Genomic DNA, 21664 nt, shown 5'->3' on the forward strand with positions numbered 1-21664 from the left:
CATGGCCGATCAACCCTCCGCAGACCTGCTCATCAGGGATGCGCGCATCGTCCCTTTCCGGTCCCGCACCGAACTGGGGGCGCTGCGCCGAGGTGACCCTCACCCCGGCGCCTTGGCCGCGCCGCCGCCCCCGGGTGAGCCCGTGGATGTGCGTATCAAGGCGGGCCGGGTCGTCGAGGTGGGACTGGGGCTGAGTGCTCCCGGGACACGGGTCCTTGATGCCAAGGGCTCCTTCCTCATTCCCGGCCTGTGGGACGCTCACGCCCACCTGGACATGGAGGCGGCGCGCTCGGCACGCATCGACACGCTGGCCACCCGCAGCGCCGAGGAGGCCCTAGAGCTGGTGGCCCAGGCGCTGCGGGATCATCCGGCCGGTTCGCGGCCAGCCACGATCCAGGGCTTCGGGCACCGCCTGTCCAACTGGCCCCGGGTGCCCACGGTGGCCGAGCTCGACGCCGTCACCGGGGAGGTTCCCACGCTGCTCATCTCCGGGGACGTGCACTCCGGGTGGCTGAACTCGGCGGCACTGCGTGTCTTCGGCCTGCCGGGGGCCAGCGCCCAGGACCCGGGAGCACCGATGAAGGAGGACCCGTGGTTCGCCCTACTCGACCGCCTCGATGAGGTCCCGGGGACACGCGAGCTGCGGGAGTCCGGCTACCGACAGGTCCTGGCCGACATGCTGTCCCGAGGCATCACCGGAGTGGTGGACATGAGCTGGTCGGAAGATCCCGATGACTGGCCGCGGCGCCTGCGGGCCATGGCGGACGAGGGCGTACTCCCCCAGGTGCTGCCCCGCATCCGCATCGGGGTCTACCGCGACAAGCTGGAACGGTGGATCGCCAAGGGCCTGCGCACCGGGACCGCGCTGGCAGGCTCACCCCGCCTGCCCGACGGTTCCCCGGTGCTGGTGCAGGGGCCGCTCAAGGTGATCGCAGACGGCTCGATGGGCTCGGGCAGCGCACACATGTGCGAGCCCTATCCCGCCGAGCTGGGCCTGGAGCACGCCTGCGGCGTGGTCAACATCGACCGGGCCGAGCTCACCGACCTCATGGCCCACGCCTCCCGGCAGGGTTATGAGATGGCCATCCACGCCATCGGGGACGCGGCGGTCAACGACGTCGCCGCGGCCTTCGCGCACTCGGGTGCCGCCGGGCGCCTGGAGCACGCCCAGCTGCTGCCGGCCGACGCCCTCGCTGAGCCTGACGGGGCGCTCAGGCGCCTCGTGGGCTGCGGCATCGAGCTGTCGGTTCAGCCCGCCCACCTCATTGACGACTGGGCGGCCGTGGGCCGGGTGTGGCCGGGACTGGAGGGGCGCACCTACGCCTTCGCAGACATGGTGGCCGCCGGGGCCCTGCTTCAGCTGGGATCGGACGCGCCGGTGGCGCCCCTGGACCCGTGGTTGGCCATGTCGGCGGCCGTGGGGCGCCGGACACCGGACGGCTCGGTGTGGTCGCCGGATCAGCGGCTGACGGCCGAGGAGGCGCTGGCGGCCAGCGTCAACGGGGCCGGCTCGGTGGCGGTGGGTTCTCAGGCCGACCTGGTGCTCCTGGCCGAGGACCCCCTGCGCTTGGGGGCCGAGGAGCTGACGGGCGTTCGCCCAGTGGCCACTGTGGTGGCCGGAGCCGTGGCCCACCTGCACGGGTGAACCGCCCGGGAGACGAACGCCCCACTCAGACGTCGAGGGCGTAGAGGATGGTGCCGCGGGTGGGCACGTAGCCCAGGGACTCATACAGGTCCACGGCGCCACTGGGGTTGTCGGTGTCGACGCCGGCGGCGGCGTACTCCATGCCGTCGGCGGCGTAGGCGCGCATGGCGGCCACCAACAGCGCGGGCCCGATCTGCCGGTGGCGGTAGTCGCTGAGGACCCCGAGCACGTCGGTGTAGCCCTCCCGCCAGCCCAGGGCCTGCCAGTCCTGCTCGTAGCGGCCCGAGCGCAGGTACCCAGCAACGCGGGCCCGGTCCCCGGAGCGATCCATGGCCACGAAGCTCCACTGCGGGGCGAAGTAGGCGCTGCCGGCAGTCCAGTCCTCGGGGGTGACGTTCTCCGTCTCCCAGGTCTCGGCCATGGCCTGGTTGTAGGCGCGCCGGACGTCGTCGTCGATCTCGGGGGTCCACGGGTCGATGGTGATGAAGCCGTCCAGGTCCACCTCGGGGATCTCGTCACCGAGGAATCGGCGCACCTCCCGGTACCAGCGCATCGGCTCAAAACCCATGTCCGCCAGGTGCCCCTGCATGCGCTCGTCGTCCGCCATGACAGTGGTGACCACGTGGGCGGGGACCTGGGCCGAGCCCTTGCCCGGCACGGAGCCGGCCCGCTCGGCCCCCACGAGGTGGCGGGCCCGCTCGGCCTGCCAGTGCAGCAGAGCGCGTCCGATGCCGCGGTTGCGCACTGCCGGGTCCACGGTGCCGGTCATGGAGGCGTAGATCTCCCCGGCCGGGCGCAGGCGTACCAGCCCGAAGGCGCGCATGACGCCATCGGTGTCGCGCCCGGCGACCCCGGAGTAGGTGGGGTCGAGGAAGTACTCGGCCGTCTCCTGCTCACTGGTGCGGTAGGGAGGGTTGTCGACATCCTCGGCCCGAGCGATGAGCGCGGCCAGCTCGTGGTTGTCCTCCGGACCCAGCGGCCGCCAGGTCAACTCCCGTGACAGGGACGAACGGGGCCCAGGGCGCAGGATGGGCCAGGGTGAGGATCCCGCCCGGCGGATGCCGTAACCGGGTGCCATCAGCACACCTCCCTCATGAGGACGAAGAATGACGATCAGTCAGTGAACGACGCGCCTCGACCTTCGGCGGGCCGTGACACGAAGGTTACCGACCTTACCTGAAGGAGCGGCCGAGACCTGACGCGGGAGTCAGGCGTCAATGCGCTCGCGATCCACATCACGGGCGCCTTCGACGATGAAGTCGCGTCGGGGCTCAACCGATGAGCCCATGAGGAGCTCGAACACGGACTCGGCCTCCATGATCTGGGCCTCATCCCCCAGGGTGATGCGCCGCAGGGTCCGGTGCTGAGGCTCCATGGTGGTCTCAGCGAGCTGGTGGGCATCCATCTCCCCCAGGCCCTTGTAGCGCTGCGGCTCCTTGAAGCTGCGGCCCGCGCGCTCCAGGCGGCGCAAGGTGGTGACGAGCTCCTCATCGGAGTAGGTGTAGATGATCTCCTTCTTGCGCCGCCCCGAGCCGGAGACCTCGATGCGGTGCAGGGGCGGGACGGCGGCGAAGACCCGGCCCGCCTCGATCATGGGGCGCATGTAGCGGAAGAAGAGGGTCAGCAGGAGGGTGCGGATGTGAGCGCCGTCGACGTCGGCGTCGGTCATAAGGATGACCTTGCCGTAGCGGGCGGCCTCCAGGTCAAAGGTGCGTCCGCTGCCGGCGCCGACCACCTGGATGATGGCCGAGCACTCGACGTTGCGCAGCATGTCGGCCTGGGAGGCCTTCTGCACGTTGAGGATCTTGCCGCGGATCGGCAGGAGCGCCTGGAACTCGGAGTCGCGGGCGTTCTTGGCGGTCCCCAGGGCGGAGTCACCCTCGACGATGAACAGCTCGGAGGCGGCGACATCGTCACTGCGGCAGTCGGCGAGCTTGGCCGGCAGGGAGGAGGTCTCCAGGGCGGTCTTGCGGCGGGTGATCTCCTTGTGCAGGCGCGCCGAGACGCGGGCACGCATCTCACCGACGATCTTCTCCTCCAGGGCGCGCGCCTGGGTCTTGAGGTCCCGCTTGGAGGAGGTCAGCAGGGAGGTGAGCTCGCGCTCGACCACCTTGGAGACGATCTGACGCACGGGCCCGGTACCCAGGACCTCCTTGGTCTGGCCCTCGAACTGGGGCTCGGGGACGCGCACGGTGATGACGGCGGTCAGGCCCGCCATGATGTCGTCCTTCTCGACGCGGCCATCCTTGGCGGTGAGCTTCAGGGCCCGGGAGTCGGCCTCGATGCGCTTGCGCAGCACCTTGGTGAGGGCCTGCTCGAATCCGGTCAGGTGGGTGCCGCCCATGGGGGTGGCGATGATGTTGACGAAGGAGCGTTCCGTGGTGTCGTAGCCGATCCCCCAGCGCAGGGCGACGTCGACCATGCAGGTGCGCTCGACCTCCACGGGGCGCAGGTGCCCGCTGGCGCGGTCGAGCTGCTGGACGGTCTCGGTGTAGGTGCCCTCACCGGTGAGGCGGAAGGTGTCGGTGACCGAGCCGTCGGAGGCCAGGAAGTCGACGAAGTCGGCAGTGCCGCCCAGGGCCTGGAAGACCTCGACGCCGTCGTCATCACCGGTGTCGAACAGGTCGCCACGGTTCTCGGTGGCGTTCTTGGCGGCCGCCCGCAGGGTGACCTCGTGGACGGCGTCGTCGGTCTCGCCGGCGTCGGCGGCCGGCGTGGTGGAGGCCGCGATGGCCTCGGCCTCGGGGCGCTTGTCCTCCAGGCGCAGGGTGAGGCCCGGAACGAGGAAGCTGGTCTGGCGCAGGCGGGCGCGCAGGGCTGCGGCGTCGTACTCAGTGGGCTTGGGGAAGATCTGGGGGTCGGCCCAGTAGCGGACCCGGGTTCCGGTCACGCCGCGGCGCACCTTGCCGATGACGCGCAGCTCGGAGGACTTCGTGAACCCGGTGAAGGGCGAGGAGGGGCCGCGCCCGGCGGAGTCGTCGAAGATGCCGGGCTCGCCGCGGTGGAAGCTCATGGCGTAGGTCTTGCCGCCGCGGTCGACCTCGACGTCCATGCGCTCGGCCAGGGCGTTGACGACGGACGCCCCCACGCCGTGCAGACCGCCGGCGGCGCCGTAGGAGCCACCGCCGAACTTCCCACCGGCGTGCAGCTTGGTGTAGACGAGCTCGACGCCGGTCAGGCCGGATGAAGGCTCGATGTCCACGGGCACGCCGCGCCCGTTGTCACGCACCTCGATGGAGCCGTCATCGTGGACGGTCACCGAGATGTCGTCGCCGTGCCCCTCGAGGGCCTCATCGACGGCGTTGTCGACGATCTCCCACACGCAGTGCATGAGACCGCGCTGGTCGGTGGAGCCGATGTACATTCCCGGGCGCTTGCGCACGGCCTCGAGCCCCTCCAGGACGGAGAGGTGGCGGGCGGAGTAGTCGCCCCGGCTGGTCTTGTTCTCAGATGAGGGCACGCTGGGAATCTAGCCGATCAGTGCCGCCGGTGCCTTGTGCCCCGCCGCGCTGCGCGTGTGGCGTCATACGTCATGCGCCCACGCCCGAGGCCGTTGGGCCCCTATGCCAGCGGGAGGGCGGGGCTCACCCGCGCGCTGCCGATCCCACGGTCGGCCTTGCCCAGCCGGAAGCGCACCCGCCTCTTGAGCACGGTGCCGGAGACGGCCCGCCCGTCCACCAGCCCCTCGCCGGGCAAGAGCGTGAAGGTCCATCGCTCGGCGTAGTCGGAGTCGGGGACGAGTCCGGGCGGGCACTGCAGGAGGCGGGCTCCCCAGATCTGACGGGTCATGAGGGCACGGGTGTCGACGCCGTCTACCTCGAAGAGCTCCGCCGGGGCGGCGACGACGTCCTCATGGCTTCCCGCCGAGATCCCGTACTGGCCGACGACGCCGGCCACCACCATCCAGCCGTCCTTGCCCAGCGTGCTCCCGGCAGTGCCGGTGGCCCCGGCGAGGTCGACCCCCTCCCCCAGGGCCGGGTCGACGAAGTCCTCGGCCAGATCGGGCTGCTGACCGCGGCGGATGTTCAGGTCCATGGCCCCGCGGGTGTCGAGTCGGTTACTGGCCGGGACCGCCAGGAGCCCGTAGTCGACGTCGTTGGAGAAGCGGAATGAGGCGAAGTGCTCCCTTAAGCGGGCCACTGCGTGCTCGGCCCGCGCCCAGCGGGCACCGGCACCGCCTCCGTCTCCTGCGCCCTCGCCCAGGCACTCGGCGACGACCTCGGCGGGCGGCCGCAGCCCTACGGCCTCCAGCCGCTGACGAAGGGCCGTGTTGGTCGCCCAGCCCGAGCGCTCCAGACGCGCAATCTCACGGTCGCGAAACTCCTGCACCACCGACATCCCGACTGCTCCCTCCCGAGTCCTGCGCGTTGACAGCCAGCCACGTCCGCCTTGGCCGTCTTCCAGCATTCACCCGATCGGTCGGCTCCGTGGTGATGTGCGCCATGACGCCGGTGCGCCGTGGGCGAAAGCGCGTGCGCCTCAGGCGGAAACGGCCGCCCCTGACGGGTGGGAGCGCCTACGCCATGATGCAATGCAGTCCATGAGCACAACCGGAACCTCAACCGCCGCGCAGGCGGTGACCACCCTGGACGAGCAGGCCACTCCTGCCGCCGACTCCACCGAGCGCCCGCTGACCACAGCCGACCGCTGCGACGTCTGCGACGCGCAGGCCTACGTCCGAGTCGTCATGCTGACCGGCGAGCTCTTCTTCTGCGGCCACCATGCTCGCAAGCACGCAGACAAGCTCAAAGAGGTCGCCCTGCTGTTCCAGGACGAGACCTCGACCCTGACCTCCGGCAGTTGAGGCCGCCGGCCAGCCCGGCCGACAGCCCGACCAACAGCCCGACCAACGTGGACTTTTTCACTGAGGTCGGCATTGAAGTTCACTGAGTTTCACAGTCTTTTTCTACCGGATGCTGCATATCCTCGTTCCTGAGGCCCTGCTCGTGTTCCCTCCCCGAATCCCCCGGGACAGAGCCTTGCGCTGATTGAAGCATCCCGCCCCATCCAGGCTCGACGAAGCCGCGTGACCCCTCAAGGAACTGCCTGTGAAACGTCCTCTCCGCGTCATAACCGCCTCTGCTCTGCTCGTCGTTTGCAGCGCGATCGCGCTTTCAGGATGCTCCGGTTCTGCTGGCTCCAGCGCCTCCTCCTCTGCCAACACCGCCTCGGCGGGCGCGAAGGCATCCGGTCCCGTCATCATCGACCTGCGTTCGGCTGAGGAGTTCAAGAAAGGGCACCTCGAGGGGGCCGTTAACTACGACTTCTCCTCAGGTGATTTCTCCAGCCAGATCTCGAGCCTGGACCACAGCTCCCAGTACCAGCTCTACGGCTCCGCCGACCAGCCCAAGATGGCCAGCGCCGTCATGCGCAACGCCGGCTTCTCCAGCGTCACCGAACTGGGGACCCTCGACGCCGCCAAGAAGACCACCGGGGCCAAGGTCGTCACCAGCTGACGCCAGTCGCCCTGGCGGGCGAAGCTCGCCCGGCCCGCCCCGATCACTCAGAGAAGCGGCAGCCCCTCCAGGAGATGGGTGAGGGCGACGACCTGCCGGGGCACGTACTCGGAGATCGTCAGGCCGACGACGTCGGCCGCCCGCCCTAGATCCCTGATCACGCGGTTGGTCTGAGTCACGCTCAGGCCGCCGCGATCGTAGCCCAGCCTCAGCCGGACCTCATCGGCGTCCACGGTGTCGACATCCAGATGGACTGCTACGCGGCTGCAGCCGGTGGCCTCCAGCCACCTCAGCAGGGGCTCCGTCGAGTCGCCCAGGTCGGCCGGGCCGAAGGCGTGCAGCCCCCACGTGGCGATGTTGGGGTAGCCGTCCTCGGTCCAGGAGTGCAGGCCCGCCAGGGTCAGTCGACTCGGGGAGACAAAGGCCGCCAGCTCCTCCATCACCTCGACGTCACCAGTACCGATAATGTGGGAGACCGCCATGGCGTGGTAGCCGGGGTACTGGGAGTGCGAGGTGCCGATGTCGGGGTGGGAGTCGATCCAGACGACGGCCAGGTCGTCTCCGTAACGGGCGGCGAGCTCGGTGAAGGGGACGACGGAAACAGCGCAGTCCCCGCCCAGGGTGAGGATCCTGGGAGCGTCGTGCCGGGCGATCGCCTCGCGGGCGTCACGAATCCCGGCCAGGATCTGGGCACGCGACTCCATGCCGTTAGTGACGAGAACCTCCTCGCCAGTGGGTTCATCGCTGACGGGGACGATCTCCGTGGGACCGGCGTGCTCGGGCAGGAGCGCCGTCAGCACCCGGGTTCCCAGTGCATAGACGCGCCGCGCCTCCCCGTAGGGCAGCTCGGGCAGCAGGCCGCGCACCGAGGTCTCTCCCGCCCCCTGCCACTGGGGCCAGATGAGGCGAAGGGTGTCGGACTGGGCGAGAGCTGTGCGTGCGTCAACCATCTCAGTGCTCCTGAGCGAGGGAGTCTCCCGGTGTCCAGTTTACGATCCCGGGCTGTACACCACCTGACTCAGTCCTAAGTCTCACATGCAGAGGTGCCTGGTGGGAGCGGTCACGATCGCGGAAGAATCTCTGAAGGCTTCATCTGGAAGATTCAGGCCTCACCCTGGCGCTCGGCAGGGACGGCTTCCATCATGGGCAGCGGCCTACTGACACGAGTCGAGGAGACGAGTGAGAGGAGAATCGCCGTGGACCAACAGCTAAAGGCCAAGGCCGGCCTCGGCCGCTCTCTGACTGTCAGCGCCCTGACTGCTGCGGCCGCAGGCGCGGTGCTACTGATCCCGCTTCCCTTCATCGGGGTACCGCTGTCCTTCATCGCCCTCGTCATGGGCGTCACGCAACTGCGCAGCTCGAGCCAGTATCGGCTGCCGGCGTGGGCGGCCGTGGTGATCGCCTCGGTGACGCTGGTCGCGGCACTCGTACTCGCCATGACTCTTCTGGCCGTCAAAACGGAGTCTACGACAACGACGCCGCAGCAATCGGTTCCACTGCGGACCACACCGTCGGCTCCAGACGACAGCCGAGGCTGAGGCCCCACCGCATCAGTCCCCGGCGGTGGCATCCAGCATGGTCTTGACCGCCTCGGTGAAGTAGGGGCCGCGGTTCACGCCGCCCAGAGGCCGCCACAGCGAGGTCAACGACCGCACGTAGCCGAGTCCGGTGGACTCGTTATAGCGGTAGAGCCACGGCCCTCCCGAGCCGCCGAAGCCGAAGTCGCAGCCCTCGGTCCGCACCTTGCCCTCCGACTCCTCCGTGGTTTTGACACAGGAGTGGATGGTGCCGCGACCGTCCGGGTTCGTCTTGTTGGAGGGGTAGCCGAAGATCGTGGCGCGGAAGACGTAGCTGCCTCCCCAGGCCAGCCCGTGGCCGCCGACGACGTCGACGACCGGCTTATTCGCGTCCCCGCCGTCATTGAGCGTCACGTAGGCGACGTCATTGCGATAGTCGGCCTGGTCGGCTCGCCAGCTGTCAAAGGTGCGCATCGACCGGGCCGTCCAGACTCCCACCGGGTCCGGATCGGCCTGGGTGCGGTCGTAGTCGGGGACGAAGACCGCGTTCTTGGCCCATCCTTTCTTCGAGCTGTAAACGCAGTGGGCAGCGGTGATGACGACGCTCTTGGAGGGCGTGTTGAGGACGGAGGCGCTGCAGTAGGCGTTGTCCGCCTCGTAGCCGTTGAAGAACAGCTTTCCCTTGGCCCTGGCCGGCAGGGTCGCGCCCCCGTCGGCGGCCGGAGCGACGGGTTCGGTCATTCCGGCCGGATCGGTCGAGCTGGAGCTGTCCCCATCGCCCTCAGCGGCCGCCGGTCGCTCCTGGGCGAGATCATCGGCCGCATCGGTATCCAGGGGCCTGGCGGCGGCCATGCGCTCGTGCGTCCAGTAGTTCACCACGTTCTGGTCGGCCTCGTGACTCACCTCGGCCGCAGGTCGTTCCTCGGGGATCGGCTCGGCGCTCTTACCGAAGCTGGTGGGCGCGGTCACCGCTGTCGAGGACGCGCTGGACGCTGCACCTCCGGCCTGTGCGGGCTCGGCAGCATGGGCCGAGGTGGCCAGTGGCGACAGCGGAAGAAGCCCTGTTACCGCTAGCATGAGGACCGCAGCGAGCATGACCCTAACGCGGAAAGAAATGGATGCATCTGTCATAGGTTTGAATCCTGTGGAGGCGGAGGCGCTGTTCGGTAGCGGATACACACTCCTCCTCGTTTCAGCAGGTGCACCGCAATGACCTCCGGTCGTCGACGACAACGACACAATCTACCATCCGGTTATCGTTCCGGCTCGGTAAAAATGGTGGACGGGCCCGTGCCCGTGTCCAACGCCCAGGGCGTCGGCGTGCTCGACGGCACCGGTGAGGTAGTTCTTGGCGTCCCGCACCGCCTCCAGCCAGGTCGCCCGGCGCGGTCGCAGCGAGGCGATCGCTGAGGACAGCGTGCAGCCCGTGCCATGGGTGTTGCTCGTGGCGACCCTGCGACCGTGCAGGATCTCGACGGCGTCAGCATCGACGTAGACGTCGATGGCGTCATCGACGTCGCCCGAGTTGTCTGCGCCTCCGGTGAGGTGGCCGCCTTTGATCAGCACCCTTCGGGCGCCCAGTTCCCTCAGGCGGCGCGCCTGGCTGCGCAGCTCACCGAGGGTCGCCGCGGGCTCCTCCCCCAGCAGGACGGCCGCCTCGTAGAGGTTAGGAGTGATGAGATCGGCTTTGGCGCACAGACGGCGCACGGCGCCGACGGCCTGCTCGTCGAGAAGGCGGTCCCCGGAGGTGGCCACCATGACCGGGTCGAGCACCGTGTGGGTGAGTCCAGGCAGGTACTCCCCCACCGCGTCGGCCAGCTCGACGGTGGCAAGCATCCCGATCTTCGTGGCATCGGGGACGATGTCCTCCAGCAGCGTGTCCATCTGGAGACGGACGAAGTCGACCGGCACGGCGTGCACACCGGCCACACCGCGCGTCGACTGGGCAGTCAACGCCGTGATGACACTCATCGCGTAGGCGCCGAGGGCGCTCATGGCCTTCATGTCGGCCTGAATGCCGGCGCCACCGCTGGGATCTGAGCCGGCGATGGTCAAGGCGGTCACGGTTGCCGAACGCTGCTGGCTCATCGCCGACCTCCTTCGTCCCAGGCACGGTGTAGGTCGGCGGCGACGCTCCTGGGGTCCTCGGCCGTGCAGATGGCTGATACGACGGCGGCACCGGCCAGACCACCCGCCCGGAGTGCCGGCAGATCGCTGGCCGTAATGCCGCCAATGGCCACAGCAGGCAGATCGGTCAGGGCGGCCATGCGCGCTACGCCGTTCACCCCCAGGCTCTTCGGGGCGTCGGCCTTGGTGGCGGTGGGGTGAACGACGCCGATGCCGACGTGGTCGCAGGCGCCCTGCTCCTGGGCGGTGCGCAGCTCGTCGGGAGTCGCGGCCGACAGCCCGAGGTAGGCGTCCTCCCCGACGAGACGGCGTGCGATGTGGGCGGGCAGATCTGACTGGCCGAGGTGTACCCCAGCCACGGACGCTCCCTGATCGCGCGCCGCCAGGAAGACGTCGACGCGGTCGTTGACGATGACGGGAACCTGATCACCGACCACCTCGGCCACCTCCAGTACCTGAGTCAGGAAGAGTCCGCCGTCGGCCCCCTTGGCGCGCAGCTGGACGCAGGTGACTCCGCCGTTGACAGCGGCCTCAACGGTGGCCAGGACGTCTCTGCCGCGCGAGCGGCACTGGCTCTCATCGGTAATGAGGTAAACCGACAGGTCCGGCGCGACCCTCATGCCGGCACTCCCTGCGCGGCGGTGGTCGCCCCGGTAGCACTGACACTGACGTTTTGCAGGTCCTGCACCTCAAGGGCATACAGAGCGTCGAGGAAGGCCGGCGAGAAGGATCCGGGGCCGGTTGATCGGGACTCCGCGCGCTCGGCAGCAGCGCTGTAGACGGCGTGCGCAGCGACAACGGCGCTCACGTCATCCAGACCCTCCTTCCGCCCCACCCCAAGAAAGGCCGCGACCACCGCACCCAGAGCGCAGCCCCCGCCGGTCATCCGAGTCAGTAGCGCGGAGCCACCCTGAATGTGGACGACGCTCTCGCCGTCGGTGACCAGGTCGACGGGCCCGGAGACGGCGACGACGCAGCCGTGGCTGCGGGCTAGGTCACAGGCCGGATCGAGCGCCGCGGCGACGTCGTCGGCGGTCTCGACGCCCCGCCCGCCGCTGCCGTCACCGGCCAGAGCCAGGATCTCCGAGGCATTGCCCCGTACGACGCTCGGTCCCCGGCTGAGGAGCTCATGGGCCAGCGCAGTGCGGTGCGTCAGCATGCCGATGGCCACCGGATCGAGGACCCACGGCGTGCCCGCGTCAGCCGCCGCAGCCACGGCCTCGCGGGCGGCGTCCCGCTGCTCGGGCTGAGGCGTGCCGAGGTTGATGAGCAGCGTGGAGGCGACGCGGGCAAAAGGGCCCGCCTCTCCCGTGATGTCCACCATGGCCGGCGCCGCGCCCAGAGCCAGGAGAACGTTAGCCGTGATGTTGGTGACCACCGCGTTGGTGATGCAGGAGACCAGCGGGGCGTGGCGGCGTACCGCCTCAAGCGCCGCTGGGGTAGACATGCCCCAGTGCATGTGACATCCCTTCGTCAGTACTAGCTGGACAGGTTCGACGGGTGTGTTCTCAGCCATGTGGCACCCCGTGTCACGATCGAGACACTAGCACCGACGGCGTCGGCCCCGGAACCCTGATGGTTCCGGGGCCGACGCCGTTGAGGTGAGCGAGCCGGTACTGCTGGTCCGCTCAGTCCAGGTAGTCGCGCAAGACCTGGCTGCGCGAGGGGTGGCGCAGCTTGGACATGGTCTTGGACTCGATCTGGCGGATGCGCTCGCGGGTGACTCCGTAGACCTTGCCGATCTCGTCGAGGGTCTTGGGCTGGCCGTCGGTTAGGCCGAAGCGCATGGAGACCACGCCGGCCTCGCGCTCGGAGAGGGTGTCGAGCACGGCGTGCAGCTGCTCCTGGAGGAGGGTGAAGCTCACCGCGTCGGCCGGGACCACGGCCTCGGAGTCCTCAATGAGGTCACCGAACTCGGAGTCGCCGTCCTCACCCAGGGGCGTGTGCAGGGAAATCGGCTCGCGCCCGTACTTCTGGACCTCGACGACCTTCTCCGGAGTCATGTCCAGCTCGACGGCCAGCTCCTCCGGGGTGGGCTCACGTCCCAGGTCCTGGAGCATCTGGCGCTGCACGCGGGCGAGCTTGTTGATGACCTCGACCATGTGCACCGGGATGCGGATGGTGCGGGCCTGGTCCGCCATCGCGCGGGTAATGGCCTGGCGGATCCACCAGGTGGCGTAGGTGGAGAACTTGAAGCCCTTGGTGTAGTCGAACTTCTCCACGGCGCGGATGAGGCCCAGGTTGCCCTCCTGGATGAGGTCCAGGAAGAGCATGCCGCGGCCCGTGTAGCGCTTGGCCAGGGAGACCACCAGTCGCAGGTTGGCCTCCAGCAGGTGGTTCTTGGCCCTCTGGCCGTCCTGAGCCACCCAGTGCAGCTCGCGACGCAGCTTGGCCGGCAGGTCGTTGCCCTCCTCGGCCAGGCGGTGCTCGGCGTAGAGACCGGCCTCGATGCGCTTGGCGAGCTCGACCTCCTGCTCGGCGTTCAGCAGCGCGACCTTACCGATCTGCTTGAGGTAGTCCTTGACCGGGTCCGCGGTGGCGCCGGCGGTGACGACCCGCTGGGCGGGCTCGTCGCCCTCATCGGAGTCGGAGACGGTGAAGGAGCCGTCCTTGTCCTGGGACTTGCCGCGCTTACCGGACTTCTTGGAGGCGGCTTTCTCCGCCTCCTCCCGGCGCATGCGCTCGAGCTCACCGGTCAGGGCTGCGATGGAGGGCTGCATCTTGATGCCCTTGATGACCCATCCGCGGAAGATGTAGCCGTTCTGAGCGAGGTAGTCGCGCGCCACCATGGGGGCGGAGTCGCCGATGACGAAGCGGGGCACCGGTCCGTGGCCGTAGGGGGCCAGTGTGATGGGCTCCTCCAGGGTGCCGTGGCCGGCGATCTCGAGGTTCTCCACGACCGTGCGCGAGCGCACGAAGAGAGTCGCCCCCGGGGCCAGGCGGACCCCCTTGAGAGAGGCGGGGTTGTTGAAGGGGCTGCGCTTGGAGCCGTCGCCGTTCTCCTCCAGGCTCACGTCCAGGTAGTAGTCGCGCAGCTCGGGGGCCGGGCCGTCATCCTCCTGGACGGCCTGCGCCTCGGAGTCGTCGTCCTGGTCCTCCTCCTCGTCAGAGGAGTCCTCGTCGCCATAGTCGGCGTCGTCGGCGTCGTCGTCTCCTTCGTCGTCGAGGTCGAAGTCCTCGTCGTCGAGCGGGGTCTCGTCGACGTCGTCAGTGAGCTCGGTGCTGGAGCGCGTCACTGTGGAAGAAGCCACGGAGTTCCTTTCGCGTGAGCGGGCGGACAGCCGGTGACGGGGTATGGGAACCCGCTCCGGCACAGCAGACAACCCCAGAATTGTAGCGTTTATTCCCCAGGATCACCGCACGGGCGACTTAGTATGCCCTCACCTTGTCCGCACTCGGCGTCGCGCCGCGGCAAACCTGCCGTCGGGAGCATCGCCGGCCCTCCTGACGTCTGAGCTGGGACTACTCTGGCGGTCATGAGTGCGTTGCCTGCGGCCCTGGGCCGTATCCGTCCCGCCGTCGAGCACCGTCTGACCCAGGTCCTGGAGGACTGCCACCGGCGCTGGGAGGACCTGGGCCAGGCCGCCCCTGAGCTGCTCGAGGCCGCCGGGAGCGTCCTGAGTGGGGGCAAGCGCATGCGCGCCGTCCTGGGGGCCGTCGGCTGCGCGATCCTGAGCACCCCGGAGCGGCGTTCCGAGTACCTGACCGCTTCCGACGCCGTCCACCTGGGTGCGGCGCTGGAGCTCTACCAGGCCAGTGCCCTGGTCCACGACGACCTCATGGACGGCGCCGACACGCGTCGGGGCCTGCCCGCGGCGCACCGGTTCTTCGCCCGGGACCACGAGGCCCAGGGCTGGCTGGGGCGCCCGCAGACCTTCGGGGCCAATGGCGCCATCCTGCTCGGCGACCTCCTGCTGTCCCTGGCAGGTGAGGAGATGAGCGCACTGGCGCCGTCGCGTACCTCCAGCCAGACCCGAGGCAGTGCTGTGCGGCACGCCCGGTCCGCCTTCGACGCCATGACCACCGAGGTGGCCCTGGGCCAGTTCCTCGACGTGCGCAGCGAGAACCTGCCCCTTCCCTGGGACCGGGAGCCGGGCGCCGCAGCCAGGCTCATGCAGGACGACGCTCTGTCGGTGGTTCGGCACAAGTCGGCCCGCTACTCGGTGCGCCACCCGCTACTGATCGGCGCCCTCCTGGCCGGCCTTGACCCGAGCGGGGCCACCGCCGAGCACCTGGCCGCCTTCGGCGAGGACGTCGGCATCGCCTTCCAGCTGCGCGACGACGAGCTGGGGGTCTTCGGCTCACCGCAGGCCACCGGCAAGCCGGCCGGCGACGATCTGCGCGAGGGCAAGCGCACAGTGCTGCTGGCCCTGACCTGGGGGCGGTGCGACGATGCCGGCCGCCGGCTGCTCGGCAGTGTCCTGGCCAATCCCGAGGCCACGGAGGATCAGATCGGCGAGGTCGCCGCTCTCATCGAGGACTGCGGCGCGCGCGCTGCCCACGAGGAGATCGTCGCCGCGCACCGCGAGGCCGGGAACCGGGCGCTGGAGCGCCTCGGGGACGAGGACGTGGTGAGCGCCGCATCCCTGGAGGACCTGGCGGTGCTGGCGGACCTGCTGACGCACCGAGTCTCCTGATCCGGCACGGGCAACGGAGCGACCCAACAGGTGGGCAGTACTACCCGCCTGATCCGACCGGCGGCTGTGACCATCCCACCGGCATCGTAGAATCGCGGCGTGGTCACAGATCCCCTCATTGGTCGGTTGGTCGACTCTCGCTACGAGATCGTCGACCGTCTAGCGCGTGGCGGGATGGCCACCGTCTACCGCGCTCATGACCGTCGCCTGGACCGGACCGTGGCGCTCAAACTCATGCACGCCCACCTGGCCGACTCCCCCGACTTCGTCTCGCGCTTCCGCCGTGAGGCGCGGGCCGCGGCACGCCTGTCCAACCCGGGCGTGGTGGCCGTCTTCGACCAGGGCAGCCTGGACGGGGTGGCCTACCTCGTCATGGAGTACGTCGAGGGGCCCACGCTGCGCGACCTCATTACGGCGGGACCGCTGTCGGTCAAGGAGGCCCTGGGGCTGGTGGCCCAGCTGCTGCGCCCGCTCGGTGCCGCTCACCGGGCCGGCCTAGTCCACCGCGACATCAAGCCGGAGAACGTCCTGCTGCCCTCGGATGGCTCGGTGGCCAAGGTGGCCGACTTCGGTCTGGCCCGAGCGGTCACGGAGGTGACGCAGACGACAACGGGCAACGTGCTGGGCACGGTCGCCTACCTGGCGCCAGAGCTCATCACCTCCGGGGACTCCACCTCTCGCGCCGATGTCTTCTCCGCCGGGGTGGTCCTCTACGAGCTCCTCACCGGTCAGCAGCCCTTCACCGCGGACTCCCCCATTCAGATCGCCTTCCGTAACGTCCACGAGGACGTGCCCCTGCCCTCCAAGCTGGTGCCCGACATGCCGGCCGACGTCGACGAGCTCGTGGCCACCATGACTCGCCGTGAGCCGCAGGAGCGCCCGGCCGACGCCGACGAGGCGTTGGCGCTGCTGCGCAACGTCGTCGACGAGCTCACCGACTCCGAGCTCTCCGTACGCCGCGGGGGCGGGACCGGCTCCATCCGGACCCAGCAGGTCATGACGGCCAACGCTCAGGCCGCCCGCTCCGCCATCGACAACGAGCCCCAGGACGACGCCGACGACTCCTCCGCCGAGGAGGCCTCGCCGCACGCCGGGATGCGCACCGTCTCCCTTCCCATTGGTTCGATCGGCCCGGACTCCAAGGGGAGAACACGTGCGCTCTCCCGCAAGGCCCTGGCGGCCGACGCTCAGAAGACCACTGCCGTCCCCACCCCGAAGAAGAGTAACGGCGGCTTCAGTCGCCGTCGTGCACTCGTCATCGGGCTGCTGGCTGTGGCTGGGACCGGTGCGAGCGCCACCTGGTACCTGACGGCCGGTCCCGGCAGACGAGTTTCCGTGCCCAACATCATTGGCATGTCTGAGGACCAGGCGCAGCTCGCCCTGGAGAAGCAGGGGCTCGACTGGGGCACGCCCGAGCGCGTCTACTCCGACACGGTCCCGGCCGGCAGCATCGTCTCCTGCCAGCCGAAGGCGGGCCAGAAGGTGGGGCTCGGCCAGGCCGTGACCGCCACCGTCTCCCGAGGCGTGGAGACCAAGACCGTTCCCGACGTCGTCAGGAAGACTAAGGACCAGGCCACGGCCGCGATCACGGCGGCCGGCCTGACCCTGGGGGACGTCACGGAGGAGTACTCCGCCAGCGTGGAGTCGGGCAAGGTCATCTCCTGCGACCCCAAGGCCGGCAAGGTCATCAAGCACACCGAGAAGGTCTCTCTCGTGGTCTCCAAGGGCAAGGAGCCGGCCACGATCCCCGACGTGACCGGTATGAGCGAGGACGAGGCCAAGAAGGTCCTGGAGGACGCCGGGCTGAAGAAGGGCAAGGTCAGCAAGGGCTACTCAGACTCCGTGGCCAAGGGGAACATCATCTCCTCCTCCCCCATCGCCGGGGCTTCGGGCTACTACAAGGGCGACTCGGTGGACCTGACGGTCTCCAAGGGGCCGGAGAAGGTGACGGTGCCGGATGTGACCGGTAAGAGCCAGGACGAGGCCAAGAAGGTCCTGGAGGACGCCGGGCTCAAGGTGGAGGTCAATAAGCGCCTGGGTGGTCCCTTCGGGACGGTGCGCTCCACTGATCCTGCGCCGGGCTCCAGCGTTAAGCCGGACTCCAAGGTCACCATCAACATCTTCTGACGAATGTGGCCCGGTGCCGCTTCAGCGGACCGGGCCACGTTTCGCCTGCTCTGCAGGCGGGCGCTCAGCGAGTGTTCTCAGCCCTTGAGCATCTCGGCGATCTCGAAGGCGACCTCGAGGGACTGCTGGTGGTTGAGTCGCGGGTCGACGAGGGTCTCGTAGTGCTCGGCCAGACCGGCCTCGTCAATGTGCTCGCCGCCGCCGAGGACCTCGGTGACGTCGTCGCCGGTGAGCTCGACGTGGATGCCGCCCGGGGCGGTGCCCAGGGTGCGGTGCACCTCGAAGAAGCCGCGGATCTCGTCGAGGATCGTCTCGAAGCGGCGGGTCTTGTAGCCGTTGTCCGAGGTGATGGTGTTGCCGTGCATGGGGTCGGCGATCCAGGTGACGGGGCGCCCGTCGGCGCGCACCGCCTCCACCAGCGGCGGCAGGGCCTCGCGGATGCGGTCGGCGCCCATGCGGGTGATGAGGGACAGGCGTCCGGGCAGGCCCTCGGGGTTGAGGCGGTCCATGAGCCGGGAGAGGTCGTCGGGGGACGTGGTGGGGCCGACCTTGACGCCCACGGGGTTGTGGACGCCGGCGAGGATGGCGACGTGGGCGCCGTCGGCCTCCCGGGTACGCTCCCCCACCCAGAGCATGTGGGCGGAGGTGTCGTAGAGGCGCCCGGAGCGGGAGTCCTCGCGGATCATGGCGTCCTCGTACTCCAGGAGGAGGGCCTCGTGGGCGGCGTAGAAGTCGACCTGGCGCAGGGCCTCGAAGTCCACGCCGGCGGCCTCCATGAAGCGCATGGCCCGGTCAAGCTCCTCGGCGAAGGACTCGAAGCGCTTGTAGGCGGGGTTGGCGGTGAAGCCGCGGTTCCAGGAGTGGACCTCGCGCAGGTCCGCGTAACCGCCCATCGTGAAGGCGCGGATGAGGTTGAGGGTGGTGCCCGAGCGCAGGTAGGCGTCCAGCATGCGGGTGGGGTCGGGGATGCGGGCCTCGGGGGTGAACTCGTGGCCGTTGACGGAGTCGCCGCGGAAGGCGGGCAGGGTGACCTCTCCGCGGGTCTCGGTGTCCGAGCTGCGGGGCTTGGCGTACTGGCCGGCCATGCGGCCGATCTTGACCACGGGCGTGGAGGCGCCATAGGTGAGGACCGCGGCCATCTGGAGGATGGTCTGGACCTTGAGGCGGATGTTGTCGGCCGTGTTGTGGGTGAAGGACTCGGCGCAGTCCCCGCCCATGAGGACGAAGGCCTCCCCGGCGCTGGCCTGGGCGATGAGATTGCGCAGAGAGTCGACCTCTCCGGCGAAGACGAGCGGGGGCCGGCGGCGCAGGTCCGCCACCACGTCGGCAAGCGCGGCCTCATCAGGGTAGGCGGGCTGCTGGAGGGCGGGCAGGTGGCGCCATGCCGGGGTCTGGGCGTCCGTGCGGGCGGCGGAGAGCTCGTTCATCACGCCCGTCAGCATAGGCCAGTCGGGAGATTGCCCGGGTTCGGCGCCGCATCGCGAAACACGGGGGTTGGGGGACGAATTGTGTCACTGTGGGCGACTTTTAGGGCTGCAACAGAGCGCGCACGGACCGGTTGCAACGCTGTGACCTGCACGGATGCGAAGGCCTCCGTTCCAGGAGCGCAGTAGGCGGGTTGAATAGTCGCCAAACGTGACACATGGGGTCGCCGGCACCACCCTCCGGGGCACAGGCGAGCACAGAGAAGCGGCCGGTGCCGTCACGAGGACGGCACCGGCCGCGGCAGGGTGCGGGCTCAGCCTCAGTGCTCGGGGGCAGCTTCGGCAGGCTCGACCTTCTGACCCAGCTCTGCCATGAGGTCGGTGAACCAGGCCTGAGTGATGTCGAAGGGCTTGGCGCCGGCGATGCGCGGGAAGGCGATCGCGGTGAGCTCGTCGTTGTTCTCCTCGTCCTGGCCGATGACGCCGGACTCGCCGCGCAGGGCGCAGTCGACGGCCAGGTTGCACATCTTCTTGATGAGGGCGAGGTCCTCGGCGTTGGCGTGGGCGGCGCGCGAGTAGTAGCCGGACTTCTGGACCATGACCTTCTCGGCACCGATGAGCTCAGCGAACTGCTTGGCGAACCACTGGCCGGGGTTGATGGTGTCGAGCTTGACGTGGCCGAAGGGGTCGCGCTGGACCTCCTGGCCGGCGGCCTCCATCTCCGCGATGATCTCGGGGACGCCGGCGCCCTCGGACAGGAAGATGTTGACGTTGCCCTGCTCGTCCATGATGGCCTTGAGGCGCTCGGCCTCGGCGGCGATGTCGAGCTTCACCTCGGGGAGGAAGACGGCGTGGACGTCCCAGCGCTCCTTGGTCAGGCCGAGGGAGGGGGCCCACTGCTTGGTCTGGAGCAGGTCGTGGTAGCGGCGGGCGGTCTCGGCGGTGAGGTAGCCGCAGTTACGGCCCATGCACTCGTGGACGATGAGCATGCGGGGGTTGGAGCGGTGCTCGCCGATGACGTTGAAGGCGAAGCCGGCGCCCTCGTCGGCCGCGGTCCAGGCGCCCAGGGACTGGCGGATCGGAACCACGTCGTTGTCGATGGTCTTGGGCAGGCCGACGACGGTGAGCTCGTAGTCGTTCTCGTGGAGGTAGGCGGCCAGGTCGGCGGCGGTGGTGTTGGTGTCGTCGCCACCGATGGTGTGCAAGACGTCGACGCCGTCCTTGCGCAGCTGCTCGGCGGCGAACTCCAGGGGGTTGACGCCCTCCTCAACCAGGCCGCGCTCGACGAGGTTCTTGGCGTTGGTGAGCTTGACGCGAGAGTTGCCGATCGGGGACCCGCCGAAGTCGCGCAGGATGCCGGCGTTCTTGCGGCCCTCTTCGTCGATGACGATGTAGTTGCCGGTGAGCAGGCCGTGGTAGCCGTACTGGTAGGCGATGATCTCGACCTCGGGAGCGACCTGCGTGTAGCGCTCGATGAGGTCGCCGACGGCGGCGGACAGACAGGGGGCGAAACCGCCAGCGGTGAGCAGGGCGACGCGACGAATCGACATCAGGAACCTTTCGGGTTGTGGGTACTCGGGGTCAGTGCCCCGGCCTGATCGGGCGGCGCGGGCCGCACCGGGCGTCAGTCTACGTGCCATCGGTAGCCGCTGACAGGGACCAACCGGACAGAATCACGGAGCAGAGATAGTCGCCCAGTCCCCACAACTCCTACTCGGCGCCGGGCTCGGCCTCGTCGTCGGCGGCCTTGTCCTTCTTCTTGTCCTTGCCGCTCTTGTCCTCGGGCGGCTCGGGCACGGAGACCTCGGGGGCGGGGCGGCCACCGGGCGCGGCCACGGGGGCGGCCGACGGGCGGGCCTGCGCCTGGGCGGCGAGCATCTCGGTGACGACCTCATCGGCGGTCTTCTTCTCCGAGTCCATGGCCTTCTTGACGTCGGCGGCATAGAGGTCCACGTACTCCTGGCCGGAGAGGGCCATGAGGGCGTACATGATCTCGTCGGTGATGGAGCGCAGCACGAAGCGGTCGTTCTCCAGGCCCTTGTAGCGGGAGAAGTCCAGCGGCTCGCCGATGACGATGCCCACGCGGTGGCGGGTGGAGGGGATGGACTTGCCGATCGGCTGGGCCAGGTTGGAGCCGATCATGGCCACGGGCACTACGGGGGCTCCGGTGGCCAGGGCGATGCGGGCCACGCCGGTCTTGCCGCGGTAGAGGCGTCCGTCGGGGCTGCGCGTGCCCTCGGGGTAGATGCCGAAGAGCTGCCCCGAGCGCAGGCGGTCGATGCCGGCCTGGAGCGCCGCCTGGGAGGCCTTGCCGCCGGAGCGGTCCACGGGGATGGTGCCCACGGTCTTCATGAAGTTCTTCACCGCCCAGCCCTTGACGCCCTTGCCGGTGAAGTAGTCGGCCTTGCCGATGAAGGCGACCTCGCGGTCCACCAGCAGCGGCAGAAAGAAGGAGTCGATGACCGCCAGGTGGTTGGAGGCCAGGATCGCCGCGCCCTCGGCGGGAATGTTCTCCTCGCCGCGGATCCAGGGCTGGTAGAGCATCTCCAGGGCCGGGCCGACTGTTGCCTTGATGGGTCCGTATCCCACGCGGGGCCTCCTGTGAACTGCTGGCTGGGCGGCCACCACACGGTCGGGCACCATCGGAGACGGACGGCACCGGAGCCGGCCGGTGCCGCTCGGGTATGGGGATGATTCTAGGGTGCTTCCCACCCTGCTCGCACCGACTTCC

The 21664-nt window shown here is 69.2% G+C and carries 18 protein-coding genes and 1 riboswitch; of the genes, 6 read left to right on the forward strand and 12 right to left on the reverse strand.

From position 1 onward, the window contains the following. The first annotated feature begins 1 nt into the window (after position 1). Positions 2-1645, forward strand: coding sequence for an amidohydrolase (locus FK267_RS09535; RefSeq protein ID WP_198498155.1), 1644 nt, complete (start codon positions 2-4; stop codon positions 1643-1645). A gap of 25 nt (positions 1646-1670) precedes the next feature. On the opposite strand, the gene FK267_RS09540 is transcribed toward FK267_RS09535, so the two are convergent. The 3 genes from FK267_RS09540 to FK267_RS09550 all read right to left on the reverse strand — a co-directional run bounded on the left by FK267_RS09540 (position 1671) and on the right by FK267_RS09550 (position 5983). Further along, positions 1671-2723 carry a GNAT family N-acetyltransferase gene (locus tag FK267_RS09540; protein WP_141407023.1) on the reverse strand — a complete coding sequence of 351 codons (1053 nt, stop codon included), beginning with the start codon at positions 2721-2723 and terminating at the stop codon, positions 1671-1673. 129 nt (positions 2724-2852) lie between these two features. After that, entirely contained in the window at positions 2853-5105 is a 2253-nt protein-coding gene (locus FK267_RS09545) for a DNA gyrase/topoisomerase IV subunit B (RefSeq protein WP_141407024.1), read from the reverse strand. A gap of 101 nt (positions 5106-5206) precedes the next feature. Further along, entirely contained in the window at positions 5207-5983 is a 777-nt protein-coding gene (locus FK267_RS09550) for a hypothetical protein (RefSeq protein ID WP_141407025.1), read from the reverse strand. A gap of 193 nt (positions 5984-6176) precedes the next feature. Here FK267_RS09550 and FK267_RS09555 point away from each other — a divergent pair, with 193 nt between their 5' ends. Both FK267_RS09555 and FK267_RS09560 read left to right on the forward strand, forming a co-directional pair. Then, positions 6177-6449, forward strand: coding sequence for a DUF7455 domain-containing protein (locus FK267_RS09555; protein WP_010615084.1), 273 nt, complete (start codon positions 6177-6179; stop codon positions 6447-6449). Positions 6450-6693: 244 nt separating this feature from the next. Further along, positions 6694-7101, forward strand: a complete 408-nt coding sequence (locus tag FK267_RS09560; RefSeq protein ID WP_141407026.1) for a rhodanese-like domain-containing protein — start codon at positions 6694-6696, stop codon at positions 7099-7101. Positions 7102-7148: 47 nt separating this feature from the next. Here FK267_RS09560 and FK267_RS09565 read toward each other — a convergent pair whose 3' ends face one another. Next, positions 7149-8051, reverse strand: a complete 903-nt coding sequence (locus tag FK267_RS09565) for an arginase family protein (RefSeq protein WP_141407027.1) — start codon at positions 8049-8051, stop codon at positions 7149-7151. A gap of 246 nt (positions 8052-8297) precedes the next feature. On the opposite strand from FK267_RS09565, the gene FK267_RS09570 reads away from it, so the two are divergent. Continuing rightward, positions 8298-8639: a hypothetical protein gene (locus tag FK267_RS09570; protein ID WP_141407028.1), complete on the forward strand. Its 342-nt coding sequence runs from the start codon at positions 8298-8300 to the stop codon at positions 8637-8639. 12 nt (positions 8640-8651) lie between these two features. Here the strand turns inward: FK267_RS09570 and FK267_RS09575 are convergent, their stop codons facing one another. The 5 genes from FK267_RS09575 to FK267_RS09595 form a co-directional block, all read right to left on the reverse strand. Further along, complete coding sequence (locus tag FK267_RS09575; protein WP_081379320.1) at positions 8652-9749, reverse strand: trypsin-like serine peptidase; 1098 nt, start codon at positions 9747-9749, stop codon at positions 8652-8654. A gap of 111 nt (positions 9750-9860) precedes the next feature. Beyond that, the gene (gene thiD / locus FK267_RS09580) at positions 9861-10706 is read right to left on the reverse strand and encodes a bifunctional hydroxymethylpyrimidine kinase/phosphomethylpyrimidine kinase (protein ID WP_075378130.1); all 846 of its coding nucleotides are present in this window, start codon (positions 10704-10706) and stop codon (positions 9861-9863) included. Next, positions 10703-11365, reverse strand: a complete 663-nt coding sequence (thiE, locus tag FK267_RS09585; protein ID WP_075378131.1) for a thiamine phosphate synthase — start codon at positions 11363-11365, stop codon at positions 10703-10705. Before thiE ends, thiD begins: the two co-directional genes overlap by 4 nt. Then, positions 11362-12192 carry a hydroxyethylthiazole kinase gene (gene thiM / locus FK267_RS09590; RefSeq protein ID WP_075378260.1) on the reverse strand — a complete coding sequence of 277 codons (831 nt, stop codon included), beginning with the start codon at positions 12190-12192 and terminating at the stop codon, positions 11362-11364. The genes thiE and thiM overlap by 4 nt, the downstream gene beginning before the upstream one ends. 1 nt (position 12193) lies before the next feature. After that, positions 12194-12282: riboswitch (TPP riboswitch) on the reverse strand. A gap of 91 nt (positions 12283-12373) precedes the next feature. Further along, a complete protein-coding gene (locus tag FK267_RS09595) occupies positions 12374-13996 on the reverse strand; it encodes an RNA polymerase sigma factor (protein ID WP_075378132.1) in 1623 nt (540 codons plus the stop codon). Positions 13997-14221: 225 nt separating this feature from the next. Here FK267_RS09595 and FK267_RS09600 point away from each other — a divergent pair, with 225 nt between their 5' ends. After that, a complete protein-coding gene (locus FK267_RS09600; protein WP_101587106.1) occupies positions 14222-15382 on the forward strand; it encodes a polyprenyl synthetase family protein in 1161 nt (386 codons plus the stop codon). 99 nt (positions 15383-15481) lie between these two features. Further along, positions 15482-17509, forward strand: a complete 2028-nt coding sequence (pknB, locus tag FK267_RS09605; RefSeq protein WP_101587103.1) for a Stk1 family PASTA domain-containing Ser/Thr kinase — start codon at positions 15482-15484, stop codon at positions 17507-17509. Positions 17510-17586: 77 nt separating this feature from the next. Here the strand turns inward: pknB and FK267_RS09610 are convergent, their stop codons facing one another. From FK267_RS09610 to FK267_RS09620, 3 genes are all read right to left on the reverse strand, one after another. Continuing rightward, positions 17587-18936 carry a class II 3-deoxy-7-phosphoheptulonate synthase gene (locus FK267_RS09610; protein WP_232622601.1) on the reverse strand — a complete coding sequence of 450 codons (1350 nt, stop codon included), beginning with the start codon at positions 18934-18936 and terminating at the stop codon, positions 17587-17589. Between the two features lie 317 nt (positions 18937-19253). Further along, positions 19254-20483 carry a pyrophosphate--fructose-6-phosphate 1-phosphotransferase gene (locus FK267_RS09615; protein ID WP_075378136.1) on the reverse strand — a complete coding sequence of 410 codons (1230 nt, stop codon included), beginning with the start codon at positions 20481-20483 and terminating at the stop codon, positions 19254-19256. A 160-nt stretch (positions 20484-20643) separates the two neighbouring features. Further along, complete coding sequence (locus FK267_RS09620) at positions 20644-21522, reverse strand: lysophospholipid acyltransferase family protein (RefSeq protein ID WP_070510158.1); 879 nt, start codon at positions 21520-21522, stop codon at positions 20644-20646. Between the last annotated feature and the right edge of the window lie 142 nt (positions 21523-21664).

Source organism: Actinomyces oris (genome assembly GCF_006546825.1).
GTDB classification, from domain to species: domain Bacteria; phylum Actinomycetota; class Actinomycetes; order Actinomycetales; family Actinomycetaceae; genus Actinomyces; species Actinomyces oris.